Genomic DNA, 18,426 nt, shown 5'->3' with positions numbered 1-18,426 from the left:
CCACCCTCACTGTCCGCCCGGCCTGGCTGTAGGCACGCTGTCGAATCGATGTAGACGCAGTGTAGGCGGCCCGGGCGGGCCGCTCACCTGCGCTCACGGGCGGCGAGCGCGGTGCCCGGGCAGGCGGTCACCCCGGCTGGGCGAGACCGTGCCGGAAGGCGTACCGCACGGCCTGCGAACGGTCGCGGGCTCCGGTCCTGGTGCAGATCCGGTTGAGGTGGGTCTTGATGGCGGCCTGGCTGATGTGCAGCCGGTCGCAGATCCCGGCGTTGGGCAGCCGTTCGGCGATCAGCCGCAGCACTTCGGTCTCGCGCGGCGTGAGCCCGTCCGGCACAGACGCGCCGGTGCCGGTGCCGGTGGCACCGGCACCGGGCGGGGCGTCGGCGGGCGCGGTGGCCCGGGACAGGCTGAGGACCAGGTACTCCTGCACGACGGGGTCGAGCCGCACCTGCCCGGCGTGGACGCCCCGCAGGGCTTCTCGGCGGCCGGCCGGGCCTCGGTCAGTGGTCCGCGGCACCGCCGGGCCCGGCGTGCAGTTCCGCCGCACGCTTGAGGTGCTCCAGGGCCTGGCGCATCCCGGTCTCCAACTCGTCGGCGTGGCTCCGGCCGCCGCCGAGGAGCAGGCCGGCGAAGATCCGGCTGAGCAGGGTGAGCCGCTTCGGGACGGGGCGGCGGTGGGTCACCAGTGTCCCCTCGGCATGCGGCGTGAGTTCGTAGATCCACCGCGCCCCGCTGGTCCGGGTGTCCCAGATCAGGCTCTGCTGCGGCACGACCTGCCGGACGACGTTGCGCGTCGGCCAGACGACCAGCTTGCGCCGGTTCCAGCCGATGTAGACCTGGCCCGCCCGGAAGCCGCCCGGCTTGAGAGGGGTCATGCCGAGCAGTTCGGGACTGGCGACGGCGAGCGCCCGGGTGTCGGTCAGCAGGGCCCAGACCACTTCGGGCCGCGCCCGGACCACCGTCCGGGCGTGCAGTTCGCGGTCCGCGTCCATCGCCTGTCTCCTGTCGGTCCGGTCGTGACGTCACTCGTCGGCCTGGGCGGGCCCCGCCGGTCAGCGCACCCGCCCCCGGGCCTTCAACGGTACCGGCGGCAGCTCCGGCGCCATCAGCCGGTCGCCGTCGAAGCCGTGCACCTCGCCGAAGAGGGAGCCGGTCTGCCAGTCCTCCCGGGCCTGCTTCATCTCCTCGCCGGTGCGGGTGATGAAGTTCCACCACATCACGATCTTCTCCTCGAACGGCACGCCGCCGAGCAGCAGGATCCCCGCGTCCGTCCGGGCCCGCAGCGGCAGTTCGCGGCGGCCGCAGCCGAGGTAGAGGAGCGAGTTCGGCTCGACGGTCACGCCGTCCACGTCCACGCTGCCGCTCATCGCGAGCACCGCGTACTCGAACTCCGGCTCCAGCGGCAGCCGGTGCGCAGCGCCCTCGCGCAGCTTGAAGTCCGCGCCGACCAGCGGCGAGTAGGCGGTGCCGGGCGAGGTGGCGCCGTCCAGGGTGCCCATGATGACGGTCGCGTCCAGGCCGGAGGCGGTGACCGTCGGCAGGGCGCCGTGGTGCTCGAAGGCGGGGGCGACGCCCCGGTGCTCATCCGGGAGGGCGACCCAGAGCTGGGCGCCGTGCAGGATCCGCGGGTGCGCGTGCGGGGACTGCTCGGCGTGCGAGATGCCCCGGCCCGAGGTCATCAGGCCGAGCTCGTACGGGCGGACGGTCTGCAGGCTGCCGAGGCTGTCGCGGTGCAGGATCTCGCCGTCGTGCAGCCAGCTGACGGTCTGCAGCCCCAGGTGCGGGTGCGGCGGCACCATCATCCCGGGCCGGTGCTCGACGTCGTCCGGCCCGTAGTGGTCGACGAAGCACCACGCACCGACCATCCGCCGGCCGAGGTTCGGCAGCAGCCGCCGTACCTCGGTCGACTCGCCCAGCGGCACCTGGCGCCCGGTCAGCAGCTCCTTGACCGGGCCGCTGTGGGGCTCGCAGCCGCAGGTGGTCGGGGTCGGCTTGAGGTCGAGGTTGCTCACGCGAACGTCATCTCCATCCATCGGGCGCTGTCGGCAGCCGGGCGGTGCGGGCCGTCACACCCGATCATCCGTCAGACACCCACCGAACACGAAGCGCACGCCCCCGACCCCGTCAGAGTCGCCCAAGCCCAGGACAGGGCGTCAGTGCGCGCAGGCCCACGGCGCCTTCGCCGTCGCGGCCTCCGCCTGCGCCCGCAGCCCCCGTACGGCCGCCGCCGGGTCCGCCGCGCCGTACACCGCCGAACCGGCCACGAACACGTCCGCGCCCGCCTCGGCGCAGCGCTCGATGGTCGAGGCGGAGACGCCGCCGTCCACCTGCAGCCAGAGGTCGAGGCCGTGCTTGCCGATCAGCTCCCGGGTGCGGCGGATCTTGGGCAGCATGATGTCGAGGAAGGACTGGCCGCCGAAGCCGGGCTCGACGGTCATGATCAGCACCATGTCCAGCTCGGGAAGCAGGTCCTCGTACGGCTCGATCGGGGTGGCCGGCTTGAGTGCCATCGAGGCGCGGGCGCCCTTGGCCCGGATCTCCCGGGCGAGGCGGACGGGCGCGGCGGCGGCCTCCACGTGGAAGGTTACCGAGCCGGCGCCCGCCTCGACGTACTGCGGGGCCCAGCGGTCCGGCTGCTCGATCATCAGGTGGCAGTCGAGCGGGGTGCCGGTGGCCCGGGCCACCGACTCGACCACCGGCACGCCCAGGGTCAGGTTGGGCACGAAGTGGTTGTCCATCACGTCGACGTGCAGCCAGTCCGCACCCCGGACGGCATCGGCCTCCTGGGCGAGCCGGGCGAAATCGGCGGAGAGAATGCTGGGGCTGATCTGGGCCATGACCGACTACCTTCGTGCGAGGGCGTGAGGGCTAGGGTGCCGGGGCGAACGGGCACCTCGCCCCATCATCCCGCGCCGGGGCACCGGCCACCGCACCCGCCGCCCCCGGGTGATCGTCATCACAGCCCGGTCAGGGTTAACGGGGCCGTCGCCGTGGTCATCAGCACTGCGTCGACCCACGCCGCCCCGAGGAAGGCCCCCGATGTCCGACCGCGTCCCCCTCGCCCGCGCGCTGTGGCGGCTCTACGAGCCGGTCTACGCCGTCACCTTCCTCCAGCCCGAGAGCCGGGCGGCCTTCGAGGCGATCGGGCTGGACGGCAGCTGGCGCGGTTACTTCGCCGCCCGCTCGGCGCCGCTCGGCGCGCTGGACGCCCCGCCGGTGATCGCCGCCTTCTTCAGCTTCGCTCCGGGGATGCTGACGGAGGCCCTGCCGAGCGTCTGGACGCACGCGAGCCCCGCCCAGGTGCTGGCCGCCCGCGCCGAGGGCTCGGCGGCGGCGCTCGCCCGGATCCTCGCGCCGGTCGCGCCCGAGCAGGTCGAGGCGGCGGCCGCCGCGCTGGAGCAGGCCGCGGCCCGGCTGGACTGCACCGGCCGGGTGCTGGCCGCCGCCAACGCGGCACTGCCCCGCCCGGCCGACCTGTACGGACGGCTGTGGCAGGCCGCGAACCTGCTGCGCGAGCACCGGGGCGACGGCCATGTGGCCGCCCTAGTCGCCGCCGGTCTCGACGGCTGCGAGGCGCCGGTGCTGCACTGCGCGCTGGACGCCCGCCGCGAGGTGCTCCAGCCGATGCGCGGGTGGACGGACCAGGAGTGGGCGGCGGCCACCGCCCGCCTGACCGCCCGTGGCTGGCTCACCCCGGACGGCACCGTCACCCCCGAGGGCCGCCAAGGCCGCCAGGCCCTCGAGGCCGCCACCGACCTGGCCGCCGGCCGGGTGTGGCAGAGCCTGCCGCAGGCCGAACTCGACCACCTGACCACCGCCCTGACCCCGATCGCGGCCCTCTGCCGCGACCAGATGCCGCTCAACCCGCTCGCCATGCCGCCCGTGCGGCAGTAGCCTCCGGCCGGTTGGCGCGCGGCGGTTCCGGGTAGCTCGGAGCTCGAAGCCCAGCAGGAGCGCAAGGCCCAGCACCACAGCCACACCTTCACCACAGCCCGAGAGGTTCCCGATGGCCGAACTCGTCCACCCCGCCCGCGCACTCTGGTGGCTCTTCGAGCCGGTGCACGCCCTCACCTACTTCTCCCCCGAGGGCCGGGCGGCCTACGAGGCAGCGGGCCTGCGCGGCTACTGGCGCGGCTACTTCGCGGGGCGCTCGGCGCCGCTCGGCGCGGTGGACGCGACCCCGGTGATCGCCGCGTTCTTCAACTTCGCCCCGGGCATGGTCGAGCGGGCCCTGCCGGACGTGTGGCAGCGGGCCACGCCCGAGGCGGCCCTGACCGCCCGGATCGACGGCGCGGCGGGAGCGCTGGAGCGGCTGCTGACCGGGGTAAAGCCCGAACTGATCCACTGCTCGGTCGAGTTGCTCGAGCGCGCGGTGGACGGGCTGGACTGCGGCGGGCGCGTGCTGGCGGCCGCGAACGCCGCACTCCCCCGCCCCGAGGGCAGCCTCGCCCGCCTCTGGCACGCCACCACCGTGCTGCGCGAGCACCGGGGCGACGGGCACGTCTCGGCGCTGCTCACCGAGGGGCTCGACGGCTGCGAGGCGCTGGTGGTCCGCGCGGCGCTGGACGGCCGCCGCGAGCAGCTCCAGCCCCACCGCGGCTGGACGGACCAGGAGTGGGACGCCGCCGCCGCTCGCCTGACCGCCCGCGGCTGGCTCACCCCGGACGGCACCCTCGCCCCCGAAGGCCGCCAGCGCCACCAGGCCCTCGAAGCCGCCACCGACCTCGCCGCCGCCCGCGTCTGGTCCGGCTTCCACCGCGCCGAACTCGACCAGCTCGCCGCCGCCCTGACCCCGATCTCCACCGCCTGCCGGGCCGACCTGCCGGCCCTCAACCCGATCGGCCTGCCCGACAACTGACGCTAGTCGATCGCCTGGTACGCCGCCGTCCAGAAGTCCCGGAAGAGCGCCGGGGGTTCGGGGGAGGTCATGGCGCGCTGGGTCAGCAGCACGCCGATCAGGCCCTCGGCCGGATCGGTGTAGCCGGAGGTGCCGGCGCCGCCGTCCCAGCCGAACCGGCCCGGGGAGCCCCAGAGTTCGTGGCGGCGCAGGGTGATCCCGCAGCCCATGCCCCAGCCCCGCTCCGCGCCGCCCGCCCCGAAGAACAGCGGGGCGGCGGCGCGCTGGGCGGCCGTCAACTGGTCGGTGGTCATCAGCTCGACCGAGGGCCGGGAGAGCAACTGCCCTTCCGGTGTACGGCCCTTGGCCAGCAGCATCCGGCAGAACGCCAGGTAGTCGTCGGCCGTCGACACCAGCCCGCCCCCGCCGGAGGCGAAGACCGGCGGGCGGGCCCAGCCGCTGTCCGCCGGCGAGTCGTACGCGGTCAGGCTGCCCGCCCGGTCGGGCCGGTACGCGGTCGGGAGGCGGTCGAGCGAACCGGCGGGCACCTGGAAGCCGGTGTCCCGCATCCCGAGCGGCCCGAAGATCCGCTCCTGCAGCACCTCCCCCAGCGGTCTGCCGACGGCCCGCTCGATCAGGATGCCGAGCACGTCGGAGCCGGTGTGGTACTGCCAGACCTCGCCGGGCTGGTGCATCAGCGGCAGCTCCCCGAGCCCGCGCAGCCACTCCTCCGGCGAGAGCGTGGGCGGCACGGCGCCCGGCATCAACCCGGCGTCGAACATGGCGGCTTGGATCGGGTACGTCCCCAGCGGGGCCATCACCACGCCGAATCCCATCCGGAAGGTCAGCAAGTCCCGCAGCGTGATGGCCCGGTGGGCGGGGACGGTGTCGTCGAGCTCGCTGTCGAGGCCGCGCAGCACCCGCCGCCCCGCCAGCTCGGGCAGCAGCTCGTCCACCGGGTCGTCCAGCCGCAGCAGGCACTCCTCCACCAGCATCAGCGTGGCCGCGGCGGTCACCGGCTTGGTCATCGAGGCGATCCGGAACACGGTGTCCCGCCGCATCGGCGGCCCGTCGAAGCTCGCCCGGCCGACCGCCTCGACCCGCGTCTCGTCACCCCGGCTGACCAGCGCGACCAGCCCGGGCAGCGCGCCCGCCTCGACATGCCGCTCCATCGCCACCCGCAGCCGCCCCAGCCGCTGCTCGTCGAACCCTGCCATCGGCCCCACCTCTCTCCCAGCGCGCACCGTACGCCTACCCGCCGACAGCCGCGCCGTCACTGCGGCTCCAGCGCTGCCAAGGCCCGGACGGCGCCGATCGTGTCGGCCTCCTCGGGCCGCTTGTCCGGCCGGTAGCGCACCACCCGGGCGAAGCGCAGGGCCAGCCCGGCGGGGTAGCGGGGGCTGCGCTGCAGTCCGTCGAAGGCGATCTCGACCACCAGCTCGGGCCGCACCCGGACCACCGCCGCGCCCCGGCTCTCCTCCCGGCCGGTCTCGCGGGCGAGCAACTGCTCGGTCTGCCAGGCCAGCAGCTCGTCGGTGAGGCCCTTGAAGGTCTTGCCGAGCATCACCCAGGGGCCGAGCCCCGGCTCGCCCTCGCCACGCGCGCCCAGGTGCAGGTTGCTGAGCCGCCCCCGGCGCCGCCCGCTGCCCCACTCGGCGGCCAGCACCACCAGGTCCAGCGTGTGCCGGGGCTTGACCTTGATCCACCCGGCCCCGCGCCGCCCGGCCTGGTACGTGGTGCCCAACTCCTTGACCACCACGCCCTCGTGCCCGTGTGCCAGCGCGCTCTCGAAGAACTCCTGCGCCTGCCCGGCGTCTTCGGTCACCAGTCGCGGCACCCGCAGCAACTCCGGTGTGACCGAGGCCAGTTCCTCCCACCGCTGCGCACCGGGCCGGTCGATCAGATCGGTGCCGTCCCGGTGCAGCAGGTCGAAGAAGAACACCCGCAGCGGGGTCTCGGCGCGCAGCCGCTGCGGGTCCTGCCGGGAGGCCGTCCGGGCGGCGGTCACCTGGAACGGGCGCGGGCGCCCGTCCGGCCCGAGCGCGATCGCCTCCCCGTCGAGGACCGCCGTCTCCACCGCCAACTCCCGGGCTGCCTCGACCACTTCGGGCACCCGCTCGGTGATCTCGTCCAGACTGCGGGTGAACACCCGCACCCGCTCGCCGTCCCGGTGCACCTGCACCCGGATCCCGTCCAGCTTCCACTCCAGCGCCGCCTGGCCGGTGCGCTCCAGCGCGGCCGCCACGTCCGGGGCGGAGGCGGCGAGCATCGGCCGGACGGGGCGGCCGAGTTCGAGCCCGAAGGCGCGCAGCGCCCCGACCCCGCCGGCCAGTGCCGCGGCGGCCACGGCCTTGGCGGAGCCCCGGAACATCAGCGCCCGCCGCACCGTGGCGGCCGGCACTCCGGCGGCCTTGGCCACCGCCTCGGCCATCACCGCGTCCAACGCCCCCTGGCGCAGCTCGCCGACCAGCACGGCCCGCAGGAAGTCCTGCTCGATCAAGGTGGCCCGCCCGAACAGCTCCCCCAGCAGCCGGTGCCGCTCGGCCTGCGAACCCGTACCGTGCACCGCCGCCAGCTCCACCAGCGCCGCCTCGGCCTCCCCCACCCCCAGACTCGCCACCGCCGCCGCCCCCGGCAGCTCCTGCAGCCCGGCGTACCCGACCCCGACCCGCAGCCGCCGCGACTCCCCCGACAGCAGCGCCACCGCCGCCGGGATCTCCGCCGCCCCCACCTCCCGCAGACAGTCCGCCAGCAGCGCCACCTTCTCGTTCCGCGCCGCCGTCCCGGCCACCGCCCGCGACGTCTGCGCCAGCCGCTCCAGCAGCACGCAGGCCTCCAGTCCGTCCGCACCGGCCTCCATGCTCACCCGCCCTGGCAGCCCCCGCACCCCGCCTGACCCACCCGGGGCGGCGGGCGGCCGCAGGCCGATGCGGGCACCCCGCGACCGACCCCCGACCCCCGACCGCCCCCGCGGCACGCCGTCCGGCCGAAGCGATCCGCCTCCCCCGGTCCCGGCCGAAGCGATCCGCCTCCCCCCGTCCCGCCCGGAGTCGCTTCTCTCCCGCCCCACCCCACTCGGCGCTGCCGGCGACCCAGCCCTACGCGAACTCGTCCAGCAGCCGGTAGTACGCCAGCCGCTCCTCCGCCACCTCACCGCCGTACGCCGCGAGGAACCGCTCCGCGGCCGCCGGCCCGCCGTACTGCGGGTTCAGCCGCCGGTCCGCGAGGCTGCGGGTCATCAGGCCGAGGTCCGCGCAGCGGTCGGCCACCCCCAGCCGGCCGAGGTCGACCAGGCCGGTCACCGCCAGGGTGTCCGGATCGAGCAGCACGTTCGGCACGCAGAAGTCCCCGTGACAGACCGCCAGGTCCTCCTCCGCCGGCCGGGTGGCCTCCAGCCGCCCGAGCAGCGACGGCGACTGGGCCGCCCCGTCCGCCACCGCCGCGCGGGCCAGCGGCAGGGTCACCGCCAGTCGCCGGTCGAACGGGCACTGCGCCACCGGCAGCGTGTGCAGCGCCCGCGCCACCGAGGCCAGCGCCTCGGTCACCCCGTCCCGCTGCCGGGCCGGCCAGGGCTCCCCCGCCGAACGCCCGCCCAGCGCGGTGGTCAGGACCCACTCGCCGTGCTCGTCCGCCCCGTGGTCGACCACCTCGGCCACCGGCAGCCCCTGCCCGGCCAGCCAGGCAGCCCGCGCCGCCTCCTGGGCGACCCCCGCCCCGGCCTTCAGGAAGTACGACACCGGCCCGGTCAGCCGCCAGACCCCGGCCCCGGACATCCCCATCGTCACCGGCTCCCACTCGTGCCGGTCGTACCGCCGCTTCAACTGCTCGACCATCTGTGTCACAGCAGCCGAACCTACCCGGCCGCCGCCCGCTCGTGCGGGCCCAGCACGATGCCCCGGCCAGCGTAGAACCGGGGCAGGTCCTCCCACGGCACGGGGGCGAACTTCTGCGAGCCGTCCGGGAAGCCGGACGGGTTGTGGATGAGCAGCTCCTGCGGGGTGGCGCCCACCGCGAGCACCAGGTGCCCGCCCTGCCGGGGCGGCTGGGGGTGCAGGGTGCGGATCGAGGGGTGCACCGAGAGCATCACCAGGCGCCCCTCGGCCAGCAGGCCGGGCAGCTCCTCCGGCGGCAGCGGCGAGCGCGCCTCGGCGGCGAGCCCCCACCGCTCCCGCGCGTACGCCGCGAACGGCACGTGCAGCAGGCCGTCGAGCCGCCCGTCCTCGTGCCGCACGTACGCCCCGGCGGCCCGGGCCTCCTCGGCCAGCGTCACCGCGGGCGGGGCCACCCCCCACCAGTGGTCGAGCGCCATCCGCAGGCAGGCCATCCCGCACACCCGCCAGGACCAGTACTCGTACTCCTCCGGATCGGCCGCCCCGGACTGCTCCCACCGGGGGTCCTCCGCCGCCAGGCAGGTCCCGGCCAGGATGTCGGGCACGAGCTCGGGCGACTCCCACTGGGCGTAGTAGGGCACCTGGTGGACTGTCACGTCTTCGCTCTGCGGCACCCCGGCATTCTGACAGACCCCCGGCGCCGAGCCCCGTCAGCCGGGCCGGTCGTCCACCCACTACCAGGCGTAGTCCTCCGGCGCGGTCCGGTGCCCGGGGAAGATCTCGTCCAGGCGGTCCAGCGTCTTCTGGTCGAGCGTCAGCCCCACCGCCCGGACGGCGGCGGTCAGCTGCTCCAGCGTGCGCGGCCCGACGATCGGCGCCGTCACGGCCGGGCGCGAGAGCAGCCAGGCCAGCGCCACGTCGCCCGGCTCGTGGCCGAGCTCCGCCGCCAGGTCCTCGTAGGCCTGCAGCTGCTCGCGCCGGGCGGCCAGCGTGTCGGCCGCCCGGCCGGAGGCACGCCGGACGCCCTCGCTCTCCTTGCGCAGCACACCCCCGAGCAGCCCGCCGTGCAGCGGCGACCACGGGATGAGCCCGAGGCCGTAGTACTCGGCGGCGGGGATCACCTCGAGCTCCAGGCTGCGCTCGAGCAGGTTGTAGAGCGACTGCTCACTCGTCAGGCCGAGGAAGTTGCGCGAGCGGGCGGCCTCCTGGGCCTGGGCGATGTGCCAGCCCGCGAAGTTGCTGGACCCGACATAGATGATCTTGCCCTGGGCGACCAGCACCTCCATCGCCTGCCAGATCTCCTCCCAGGGCGTGGCACGGTCCACGTGGTGCATCTGGTACAGGTCGATGTGGTCGGTGCGCAGCCGCCGCAGGCTGGCCTCGACGGACCGGCGGATGTTGAGCGCGGAGAGTCTGCCCTCGTTGGGCCAGTCGCCCATGTCCCCGTAGACCTTGGTGGCCAGCACGGTCTTCTCCCGGCGGCCGCCGCCCTTGGCGAACCAGCTGCCGATGATCTCCTCGGTGCGGCCCTTGTTCTCGCCCCAGCCGTAGACGTTGGCGGTGTCGAAGAAGTTGATGCCGTGCTCGAGGGCGGTGTCCATGATCCGATGGGCATCGGCCTCCTCGGTGTGCGGGCCGAAGTTCATGGTGCCGAGGCACAGGCGGGAGACGGTCAGGCCGGTCCGGCCGAGGTGGGTGTACTCCATGACGGCCAGCCTCTTCCGTACCAACCGCGCCTGTCCAGCGAGTTGACCCCCGGACGGCCCAACTGCCGCCCCCGCCAGTACGGTTTCCGCCAATCCCGCCACCTGCTCATATTCATATCAGCTAACGTGACGATATCTATGATTCACCCTGGCTCTGTTCCGCATGCCCCTGCCATCGTCTCTCCCAGAGCGGCCCGCAGCCCGGGCCACCGAAGTCCCCTTGGAGAGAACCATGAGGCTCAGGACCACCCTGGCGGCACTCGGCACCGCCGCCGCCCTCCTCGCCGGCACGGCCGCCTTCTCGACCCCGGCCTTCGCGGACTGCGAGAACATCGAGACGGACTGCCCCGGCTCCCACTACATTCCCCTCGACGACAACGGCTTCGAGAACATCAGCGAGGGGCCCGTCGGCGGGCACCAGTTCCCGGAGGCGCCGGAGGTGGTCATCTCCCACCCGCCACTGGACATGCCGCCGGTCGACATGAGCGTCTTCGACCCGCTGCACTGGCGGGCCTCCCTCCCGCCGAACTGGAACATCGTCCCGGCCGGCGGCTCGTACAAGATGACCGTCGTGTCGAAGGTCTGGGTCCGCCAGAACTGCGAGTACAACGGAACGACGCACTCGGAGACGATCAACCAGAAGGTCGACTACGAGGTGCAGAACACGACCCAGGGCAACGTCGACCTGTCGGTCCTGAAGATCCTCTCCGGCTCGATCGGCAAGACGTTCAACACGAAGATCACCCGCTCCACCACCGTCAACGCGACGGTCTACCCCGGCGAGGGCTGGGCCGTGAACGTCGAGTACCAGAACGTGGTCTACGTGGTGAAGGTCCCCCGGGCGGACGGCAGCACACTCGACGTGCCCGTCGTGGTCCAGGAACCGACCAACACCGTCGCCACCACCCGCTGCTGACCACCCATCAACGGTGCCGGCGCGACGGTCGGGGGGCCGTCGCGCCGGCACCGCGCAACCCCTGCTCGGCCCTGGCCGAGCTGCCTGCCCTCCCCGGCCTGATCCAGCACCGCCGGACGAATCTCTCCGCACACGACGCGACATGCCCGGCGCCGCACGGAAGCTCCGCCACGATGGCGTCATGAGCCGATACCTCTCCGCCGTCCTCGCCGGGCTCCGGGCCGACCCCGGCCGCGAGGCGCTCGTCCACCAGGGCCGCCGGCTGCGCCACGGCGAGGTCCTGGACGCCGTCCTCCGCACCGCCCACGCCCTGGGCGCACTCGGTCTCGGCCCGGGCGACACCGTCGCCTGTCTGACCGTCAGCTCGCCCGAGGCCGTGGTGACCAGGCTCGCCGTCCATCTGCTGGGCGGCTGCTACCTACAGCTCCAGCCTCCGCTGGCTCCGGCCCTGCACGCCACCGTGCTCCGCGCGGTCGCTCCGCGGGCACTGATCTACTCCCCCGACCTGCAGACCCCGGCCCTCGCCACTCTCGCCCTCATCGATCCGCCCTTGGTGCTCTCGCTCGGCCCCGCCCGGCCCGGTCTGCCCACCCGTGATCTGCTCGCGCTGGCCGCCACCGCCCCCACCGCCGCGCCCGCGCCCGCTGCCGTGCCCGAGCATGCTCCCGCCCAGATCATGTACACCAGCGGCACCACCGGCACCCCCAAGGCCGCCGTCCACAGCTACGCGACCATCGCCGAATGGCTGCGGATGGAGCGCTGGCTCCATGGGCCCGAGCCGCGCCGTTTCCTCCTGCACGGCTCGCTCGAGTCGGTCGCGGGCGAGAACGTGTTCTGGACCCTCGCCGCCGGCGGCACCGCCGTTCTCCTGGACGACGCCACCCCCGGCCGGATCCTGGAGACCGCCGCCCAGGAGGAGATCAGCTACTTCCTCTGCTACCCGAACCTGCTCGCCGAGCTGGTCGCCGAGTGCGGCGGTCGGCCGCCCCGGCTGCCCTCGCTGCGCCAGATCGAGTACGGCAGTGCCCCGGCCTCGGCGCACACCGTCCGCGACGCGCTCGGCGCCTTCGGGCCCCGGCTGCTGCACGTGTACGGGCAGCGCGAGTGCGGGTTCCTCACCACCCTCGGGACGGCCGAACACACCCCGGAGCTGCTCCGCTCGGCCGGTCGGCCGTTCCCCGGCGTCCACCTGGAGATCCGGGCCGCCGACGGCAGCCCCCTGCCGCCCGACCACGTCGGCGAGATCTGGGCCCGCACCCCGGCCGTCATGACCGGCTACCTGCACCGGCCCGAGGCCACCGCCGAGGTCCTGCGCGACGGCTGGCTGCGCACCGGCGACCTCGGCCGACTCGACCCCGAGGGCCGTCTCCTCCTCGCCGACCGGGCGGACGACATGATCATCGTGGACGGCTACAACGTCTACACCAGCGAGGTCGAGGAGGCTCTGCACGGCCACCCCGCCGTCACCCGCGCCGCGGCCCTCGGCCTCCCGGACGAGCGCACCGGCGAGACCGTCCACGCCGCCGTGGTCGCCCACGCCCCCGTCACGGTGCAGGAGCTCCGGGCGCTGGTCCGCCGCACCCTCGGCCCCTTCCACGAGCCCACCACCATCGCCCTCCTGCGGGCCCTCCCCCTCACCGCCAAGGGCCACCCCGACCGCCACGCCCTGCGCGCGGCGGCCCTGACCAGCCGTCAGACCCCGCCGTACTCCCCCAACCACGACTCGACCACCCGGTAGTCCGCCGCCGTCAGCCCCACCCCGGCGTCCACCCGGTGCACCAGCGCGGCGCCCGCGTGGTGCCCGGCCACCCACGCCTGGTCCGCCGCCGTCGTCTCGTCGTCGACCCAGACGAACGGCCGCCCCGCCGCCCACTCCACCACCGCCCGCGTCTTCCAGTGCAGCCCCGCCCGCTCGTCCTCCTCGTCCAGCTCCGAGGGCTCCGGCCACCGCACCACCGCCAACGCCGGCAGCCCGAGCAACGGCCCGAGCACCGCGTTCGCCTCCTCCTCCCAGGTGGTCGCCCACACCACCTGACAGGGCAGCCCCGCCAACCACACCCCGTGGGCCGGGTCGAGCCGCCCCAGCAGCGGATTGCCCCCGGCGGCCACCGGATACGTCCGGTACCCCGCCCCGCCGAACGGAATCAGCGGCCCGTCAACGTCCAGGAACAGCAGCGCGGTACCAGTCACCCGACCACACTGCCCGACCCGGTGCCCCACTGACAAGATCAAACCCGTCGGCCGGACAGGCCCTAGAATCGCGGGCCATGGAACTGAGGCAGCTGGAGTACTTCATCGCGGTGGCGGAGGAGGGCAGCTTCACCCGGGCCGCCGAACGCACCCACGTCAGCCAGCCCGGCATCAGCGCCCAGATCCGCCAGCTCGAGCACGACCTCGGCGCCACCCTGATCGACCGCTCGGGCCGGACGGCCGGGCTGACCACGGCCGGCGCGGCGGCGCTGCCGCACGCCCGGGCCGCACTCGCCGCCGTGTCCGCCGTCCGGCAGGCGGTGGACGAGGTGAACGGCCTGGTCCGGGGGCGGCTGGTGGTCGGGATGGTCACGGCCTGCACGGTGACGCCGCTGTTCGACGCCCTCGCCGAGTTCCACCGCGAGCACCCCGGCATCGAGCTCTGCCTGGTCGAGGACAACTCGGAGCGGCTGATCGAGCAGGTGCGCAGCGGCGCGCTCGACCTCGCCCTGGTCGGCGCCGCCGACGAGCCGCCGCAGGGGCTCGACTCGCTCGTCATCGTCAGCGAACGCCTGGTGGCCGCCGTCCCGTTCGGCCACCCGCTGGCCGAACAGCGCCGGGCCAGGCTGGCCGACCTGACGGCCTATCCGGTGGTCTGCCTGCCCAAGGGCACCGGCACCCGCACCGTCTTCGACCGCGCCTGCGCCGCTCTCGGCACCCGCCCCGAGATCGCCCTGCAGGCCGGCGCCCCGACCACGGTGGCCGATCTGGCGGCGCGCGGCCTGGGCGTCGCGATCCTCTCGGAGTCGATGACGGCCGTCCAGGACGGCAAGCTGGCCGTCCTGCCGCTCGAGGACGTCGAGATCCCGGCCCTGCTCGCCCTGGTCTGGCACGGCACCGGCAACGTCGCCCTGCGCTCCCTGCTCGCCTTCTGCCGGCAGGCCTTCGCCCCCGTCCGCTGACGCCGGTCCGCCGGCCCTAACTCCCGCAGACGGGACGCGGCGGCGCGGCCGCACCCCGGGACGGTGGGGGCGCGGCCACGCCGAACGCGGGAACCTCCCCCACAGGAGGCCCGCACCGGGCCTCCCTCACAGCGGGCGGCCCTGCTTCACCCGGACGGCCGCGCTCAGGACCGAGCGCCGACCGGCGGAATGTTGTGACCCAGCCGGAACAGGTTGGCCGGGTCGTAGGCGGCCTTGAGTTTCTGGAGCCGCCCATAGTCCTTCACCTCGTACGACAGCCGAACCCGCTCCGGGGTTGCATCCCCGCCGTTAAGAAAATTGAGCATCTTTCCCTGCGCCTGCGGCTCCGCCGCCGCGACCAGCCGCGCCTGCGCGGCCCTCAGCACCTCGACCGGATCCTGCGGCCCGACCTTGTTCAGCACCCCGAGCAGGTACGCGGCCCCGCGGTGCCCCACCGAGTTGGCCACCGCCGGCGGCGCGGCCAGCGCCCCGCCCAGGTGCCGGATCTCCACGATCGAGGTCACCTCGGCCGCCGGCCCGGTCAGCTCCAGCACCTCCCGGCAGAGCTCGTCGTCCAGCCCGCGCAGCAGCACGTTCGTCCCCACGTACGGGGCGGGGTGCGGTGGCTCGGCGTGGATCGAGCCCGACTCCGCGTACGGCATCACCCGCAGTCCGTCCAGGACGACCGGCCCGATCTCCCGCAGTGGCGCGACCAGTTCGGAGCCACGGCCGGCGTCGCCCAGGTAGGCGATCCGGATGTGCACCAGGTACCGGCCGCGCAGCGGTGCGGGCAGCACGGGGACGTCGGGGAACGGGACGAAGGCGATCGAGGAGGTCATCTCCTCGGGCACCGTCTCCGTCCAGCGGCGGTACACCCGCAGCGCCTCGACGGCCAGCTCGCCGTCGAGGAACAGCCCGCCGCCGTAGAGCTCGGCGACCGGCACCAGGCCGAACTCCAGGCCGGTGACGATCCCGAAGTTCTCCCGCCCGCCGCGCAGCGCCCAGAACAGGTCCGGGTCGCTGTCGGCCGTGACGTGGCGCAGCTGCCCGTCGGCGGTGACCACGTCGATGCTGCGGACGTGGTCGGCCGCGTAGCCGTACCGGCGGGCGAGCAGGCCGAGTCCGCCGCCGAGGGTGTAGGAGACCACGCCCACGCCCGGGGCGCTGCCGTTGAGCGGTGCGAGCCCGTGCGGCGCGGTCTGCTCGACCACCTGCCGCCACACGGCTCCGGCAGCGACCCAGGCGGTGCGCGCCACCGGATCGACCTTGACCTCGGCCATCCGGCGCGTACTGATCAGCACGCCGCCCTCGGCGGGGAGGGTCGGGGCGTGCCCGGTGCCCTGGACCCCGACCGGCAGGCCGTGCGCCGCCCCGAACTCGACGGCGGCCCGGACGTCCTGCGGCCCGGTGGCGCCGACCACCACGGCCGGGCGGTGGTTGCCGTAGGTCTGGTAGCCCGTCCGCTCCTCGTCGTAGCCCGCGTCCCCGGCCGTGCGGACGGGGCCGTCGACCCGGGCGGCCAAGGCTGCGACAGCCGCCTCGAACTCCTCGGCGGTGTCGGTGCTGATCTGCTGACGGTCGCTCACGTCCGGTTCCTCTCCCTCGATCTGCAGCCATCCTCACCGCCGAAGGGATCAGAAGTCCAAGAACTAGTTCCTCTGCGATCCAGAATCTCCAGTTATGCACAGGGCACCGCGGGCCAGCCTCGCTCGACGGTCAGCCAGACCGGCTCCTTGCTGCGGAAGGTGCTCTCCCAGACCAGCTCGCCCACCTTCCGCAGCACCGGCAGGTCCTCCGGCACCACCTGCCCGAGCACGGGCACCCGCAGCGGCTCGTTCGCCGGGCCGTACTGGACCACCAGCTTGTTCCCGGTGGCCATCGAGTACCGCAGCCGCCCGTCCGGCGCGTCGCAGATCCGCTCGGTCACCGGCGCCGGGGCCAGGCTGACCAGCGGCGTCCAGGCGTACATCGTGCAGCCGCTGACCACCGCGTGGTCCTGCAGCACGGTGAACGGCAGCGCAGCGAGGAACTCCTGGCAGAGCTCCTCGTTGAGGTCCGTCGCCAGCTCCCCGACGGCCTCCAGGCCGTGCGGCTCCCAGCGCAGGACCACCCGCACCCGCCGCTCCGGCCGCCCCTCGGGGGTGACCCCGCCGGGAGTGGGCGTGTACGCGCAGGGCGGCGCCGTCACGTCGTCCTCCGGGTAGCGGTACCGCTCACCGCCCAGGTGCCAGGGGAACTCGTGGTGCGACCAGGCCGTCAGCCGGTTCACATAGCCCGTCAGCTCCGCCAGCCCGTCGAGCAGCGAGGCCCGGTCGTGGTCCTCCCGGCGCAGCAGCCGCTCGGCACCGTGGGCCAGGGTCTCGAAGCCGCTGTACCCCAGGTAGGTGCTGTAGACCGGGTCGGCGGTGCGCAGCATGGTGAGCACGTGCCCGACCGGCAGCGTCTCGTCGGCGGCGATCCGCAGCCACTGGTAGAGGTTCATCGAGTAGTCGCGCAGGATGCCGTTGGCCAAGTCCCAGGTGGTGAAGTACTGGCCGTAGGAGCCCGCCCGGTGGGCGAGGGTGCCCGTCCGCAGCCGGCGGATCTCCACCGGCTCCTCGGTGCACAGCCGGTCCGTCAGCTCCCGCAGCCCACCGGCGCCCTGGTCACGCCCGCTCATCGCACTCCGCACGCTCGCCCTCCTCATCGCGCTCACGCCCGCAACCTGTCCGGCCGGCACTCGGCCAGCAGCTCGGGCGGTTCGCCGCCCGTCACGTACTCGGCGAGCAGCCGGCCCATCAGCGGGCCGACGGTGACGCCGCTGTTGGTCAACGCCTCGAAGTACCCGCCGACCGCCGGCACGGCGCCCACGCTCGGATGCCCGTCGGCCGGGAAGACGGCTGTGCCGACCCGCACCCGCTCGACGCCCGCCCCCGCCAGCCCCGGCAGGCTCCGGCGGGCGCGCGCCAGCAGGTCGGCCACCAAGTCCTCCGGCACCTCGAAGCCGTCGGCCGGGCCCTCACCCGGGCCGCCGGCCGAACCCCCGCTCGAACCCTCGCCCGAACCGTCACCCGAGTGGTCGGCCGACCGGCCGAGGGCCGGGCCGAGCAGGGCGTCCACCTGGTCCGACCGCACCCGCACCAGGCCGGGCCCGGCCGCCCGCGCGTGCAGGTCGGGGCCGCGCAGCACGGCCACGGGCGGCGCGGCGGAGGTCTTCAGGTCGACCACCAGACCGCTGCGCCGCGCGGGCGGGAGCATCGGCACGCCGACCCCGGCGGCCAGCGCCGCCGCTCCGGCGCCGGCGGCGTTGACCACGGCGTCGACCGGCAGCTCGGTACCGTCGGCCAGCCGCACCGCCCGGATCTCGCCGCCGCCCGCCACCAGCGCCTCGGCCCGGCAGCGCCACCGCAGCAGCCCGTGGCGCCGCTCGGCGGCCGCGAGCAGCGCACCGGCCAGGCCCGGAGCGTCCACCCAGCCCTCGTCGGGCAGCAGTGCGACGGGCTCCGCCGGGTCGGCGAAGCGGACCTGCGGGTCGAGCGAGCGGTTGACCTCGGCCGCCGACCGCCAGCTCACCTGGTAGCCCCAGCCGCGCATCCGCTCGACGTGCTCGTGCAGCGCCTCCCGGCCGTCCGCGTCGGCCCACACCAGGCTGCCGCTCCGGTGCCACCACGGCTCCAGGTCGACCAGGCGGGCCAGCGCCCGGTACTCGGCGATCCCCTCGCTGCTGATCCGGAACCGGGTGGCGGTGGGCTGCTGATAGGCACTCAGCCGCGCGAAGCTCACCGCCGTGGTGCCGCCGCCGACCTCGCCGGCCTCGATGCAGTGCACCAGCAGGCCCGCCCGGGCGAGGTGGAAGGCCGCACAGGCCCCGACGATCCCACCACCGACGACGGCGACCGCCCTCACGGCCGAGCCGCCCTCATGCCCGCACCGACCGCAGCGGCCCGCCGCGCACCAGCCTGGGCCCGAGCCCACCGCCGACCGGCGGCCGAGCTGGACCGGCCGC

18 protein-coding genes are annotated in these 18,426 nt (G+C 74.6%); 5 read left to right on the top strand and 13 right to left on the bottom strand.

The window, feature by feature from the left end:
- Positions 1–127: 127 nt before the first annotated feature.
- From ABT095_RS26385 to rpe, 4 genes are all read right to left on the bottom strand, one after another.
- The gene (locus tag ABT095_RS26385; protein WP_350531993.1) at positions 128–448 is read right to left on the bottom strand and encodes a response regulator transcription factor; all 321 of its coding nucleotides are present in this window, start codon (positions 446–448) and stop codon (positions 128–130) included.
- Between the two features lie 52 nt (positions 449–500).
- Positions 501–992, bottom strand: coding sequence for an SRPBCC family protein (locus ABT095_RS26380; RefSeq protein ID WP_350531992.1), 492 nt, complete (start codon positions 990–992; stop codon positions 501–503).
- Between the two features lie 60 nt (positions 993–1,052).
- Positions 1,053–2,012 (bottom strand): pirin family protein, encoded by a 960-nt coding sequence (locus ABT095_RS26375; protein WP_350531991.1) that lies wholly within the window; start codon positions 2,010–2,012, stop codon positions 1,053–1,055.
- Positions 2,013–2,153: 141 nt separating this feature from the next.
- Positions 2,154–2,837 carry a ribulose-phosphate 3-epimerase gene (rpe, locus tag ABT095_RS26370; protein ID WP_350531990.1) on the bottom strand — a complete coding sequence of 228 codons (684 nt, stop codon included), beginning with the start codon at positions 2,835–2,837 and terminating at the stop codon, positions 2,154–2,156.
- 202 nt (positions 2,838–3,039) lie between these two features.
- Between rpe and ABT095_RS26365 the strand changes: the two genes are divergently transcribed.
- Both ABT095_RS26365 and ABT095_RS26360 read left to right on the top strand, forming a co-directional pair.
- Complete coding sequence (locus ABT095_RS26365; RefSeq protein WP_350531989.1) at positions 3,040–3,894, top strand: SCO6745 family protein; 855 nt, start codon at positions 3,040–3,042, stop codon at positions 3,892–3,894.
- Between the two features lie 112 nt (positions 3,895–4,006).
- The gene (locus tag ABT095_RS26360) at positions 4,007–4,858 is read left to right on the top strand and encodes an SCO6745 family protein (protein ID WP_350531988.1); all 852 of its coding nucleotides are present in this window, start codon (positions 4,007–4,009) and stop codon (positions 4,856–4,858) included.
- 2 nt (positions 4,859–4,860) lie between these two features.
- Here ABT095_RS26360 and ABT095_RS26355 read toward each other — a convergent pair whose 3' ends face one another.
- The 5 genes from ABT095_RS26355 to ABT095_RS26335 form a co-directional block, all read right to left on the bottom strand.
- Complete coding sequence (locus tag ABT095_RS26355) at positions 4,861–6,054, bottom strand: serine hydrolase domain-containing protein (protein WP_350531987.1); 1,194 nt, start codon at positions 6,052–6,054, stop codon at positions 4,861–4,863.
- A 56-nt stretch (positions 6,055–6,110) separates the two neighbouring features.
- Positions 6,111–7,664, bottom strand: a complete 1,554-nt coding sequence (locus ABT095_RS26350) for an ATP-dependent DNA ligase (protein WP_350532005.1) — start codon at positions 7,662–7,664, stop codon at positions 6,111–6,113.
- A 271-nt stretch (positions 7,665–7,935) separates the two neighbouring features.
- The gene (locus ABT095_RS26345; protein WP_502885012.1) at positions 7,936–8,679 is read right to left on the bottom strand and encodes an APH(3') family aminoglycoside O-phosphotransferase; all 744 of its coding nucleotides are present in this window, start codon (positions 8,677–8,679) and stop codon (positions 7,936–7,938) included.
- Between the two features lie 11 nt (positions 8,680–8,690).
- Positions 8,691–9,341, bottom strand: a complete 651-nt coding sequence (locus tag ABT095_RS26340) for a cysteine peptidase family C39 domain-containing protein (RefSeq protein WP_350531986.1) — start codon at positions 9,339–9,341, stop codon at positions 8,691–8,693.
- Between the two features lie 60 nt (positions 9,342–9,401).
- Positions 9,402–10,373 (bottom strand): aldo/keto reductase, encoded by a 972-nt coding sequence (locus ABT095_RS26335; RefSeq protein WP_350531985.1) that lies wholly within the window; start codon positions 10,371–10,373, stop codon positions 9,402–9,404.
- A gap of 232 nt (positions 10,374–10,605) precedes the next feature.
- Between ABT095_RS26335 and ABT095_RS26330 the strand changes: the two genes are divergently transcribed.
- Positions 10,606–11,289 carry a DUF6426 family protein gene (locus ABT095_RS26330; protein WP_350531984.1) on the top strand — a complete coding sequence of 228 codons (684 nt, stop codon included), beginning with the start codon at positions 10,606–10,608 and terminating at the stop codon, positions 11,287–11,289.
- Positions 11,290–11,470: 181 nt separating this feature from the next.
- Positions 11,471–13,027, top strand: a complete 1,557-nt coding sequence (locus ABT095_RS26325) for a class I adenylate-forming enzyme family protein (protein ID WP_350531983.1) — start codon at positions 11,471–11,473, stop codon at positions 13,025–13,027.
- On the opposite strand, the gene ABT095_RS26320 is transcribed toward ABT095_RS26325, so the two are convergent.
- Entirely contained in the window at positions 12,982–13,479 is a 498-nt protein-coding gene (locus ABT095_RS26320) for an HAD domain-containing protein (RefSeq protein ID WP_350531982.1), read from the bottom strand. The two genes, ABT095_RS26325 and ABT095_RS26320, sit on opposite strands and share 46 nt — an antisense overlap.
- 77 nt (positions 13,480–13,556) lie before the next feature.
- Here ABT095_RS26320 and ABT095_RS26315 point away from each other — a divergent pair, with 77 nt between their 5' ends.
- Complete coding sequence (locus ABT095_RS26315) at positions 13,557–14,441, top strand: LysR family transcriptional regulator (protein ID WP_350531981.1); 885 nt, start codon at positions 13,557–13,559, stop codon at positions 14,439–14,441.
- Positions 14,442–14,605: 164 nt separating this feature from the next.
- On the opposite strand, the gene ABT095_RS26310 is transcribed toward ABT095_RS26315, so the two are convergent.
- The 3 genes from ABT095_RS26310 to ABT095_RS26300 form a co-directional block, all read right to left on the bottom strand.
- A complete protein-coding gene (locus ABT095_RS26310; RefSeq protein WP_350531980.1) occupies positions 14,606–16,027 on the bottom strand; it encodes an FAD-binding oxidoreductase in 1,422 nt (473 codons plus the stop codon).
- 92 nt (positions 16,028–16,119) lie between these two features.
- Complete coding sequence (locus ABT095_RS26305) at positions 16,120–17,112, bottom strand: cucumopine synthase-related protein (protein WP_350531979.1); 993 nt, start codon at positions 17,110–17,112, stop codon at positions 16,120–16,122.
- 20 nt (positions 17,113–17,132) lie between these two features.
- Complete coding sequence (locus ABT095_RS26300; RefSeq protein WP_350531978.1) at positions 17,133–18,326, bottom strand: NAD(P)/FAD-dependent oxidoreductase; 1,194 nt, start codon at positions 18,324–18,326, stop codon at positions 17,133–17,135.
- Between the last annotated feature and the right edge of the window lie 100 nt (positions 18,327–18,426).

Origin of the sequence: Kitasatospora sp. NPDC002227 (assembly GCF_040296285.1) — a bacterium.
GTDB lineage: Bacteria > Actinomycetota > Actinomycetes > Streptomycetales > Streptomycetaceae > Kitasatospora.
Note: the sequence above shows the minus strand (reverse complement) of the source record. Positions and strands in the feature narration are given on the sequence as shown.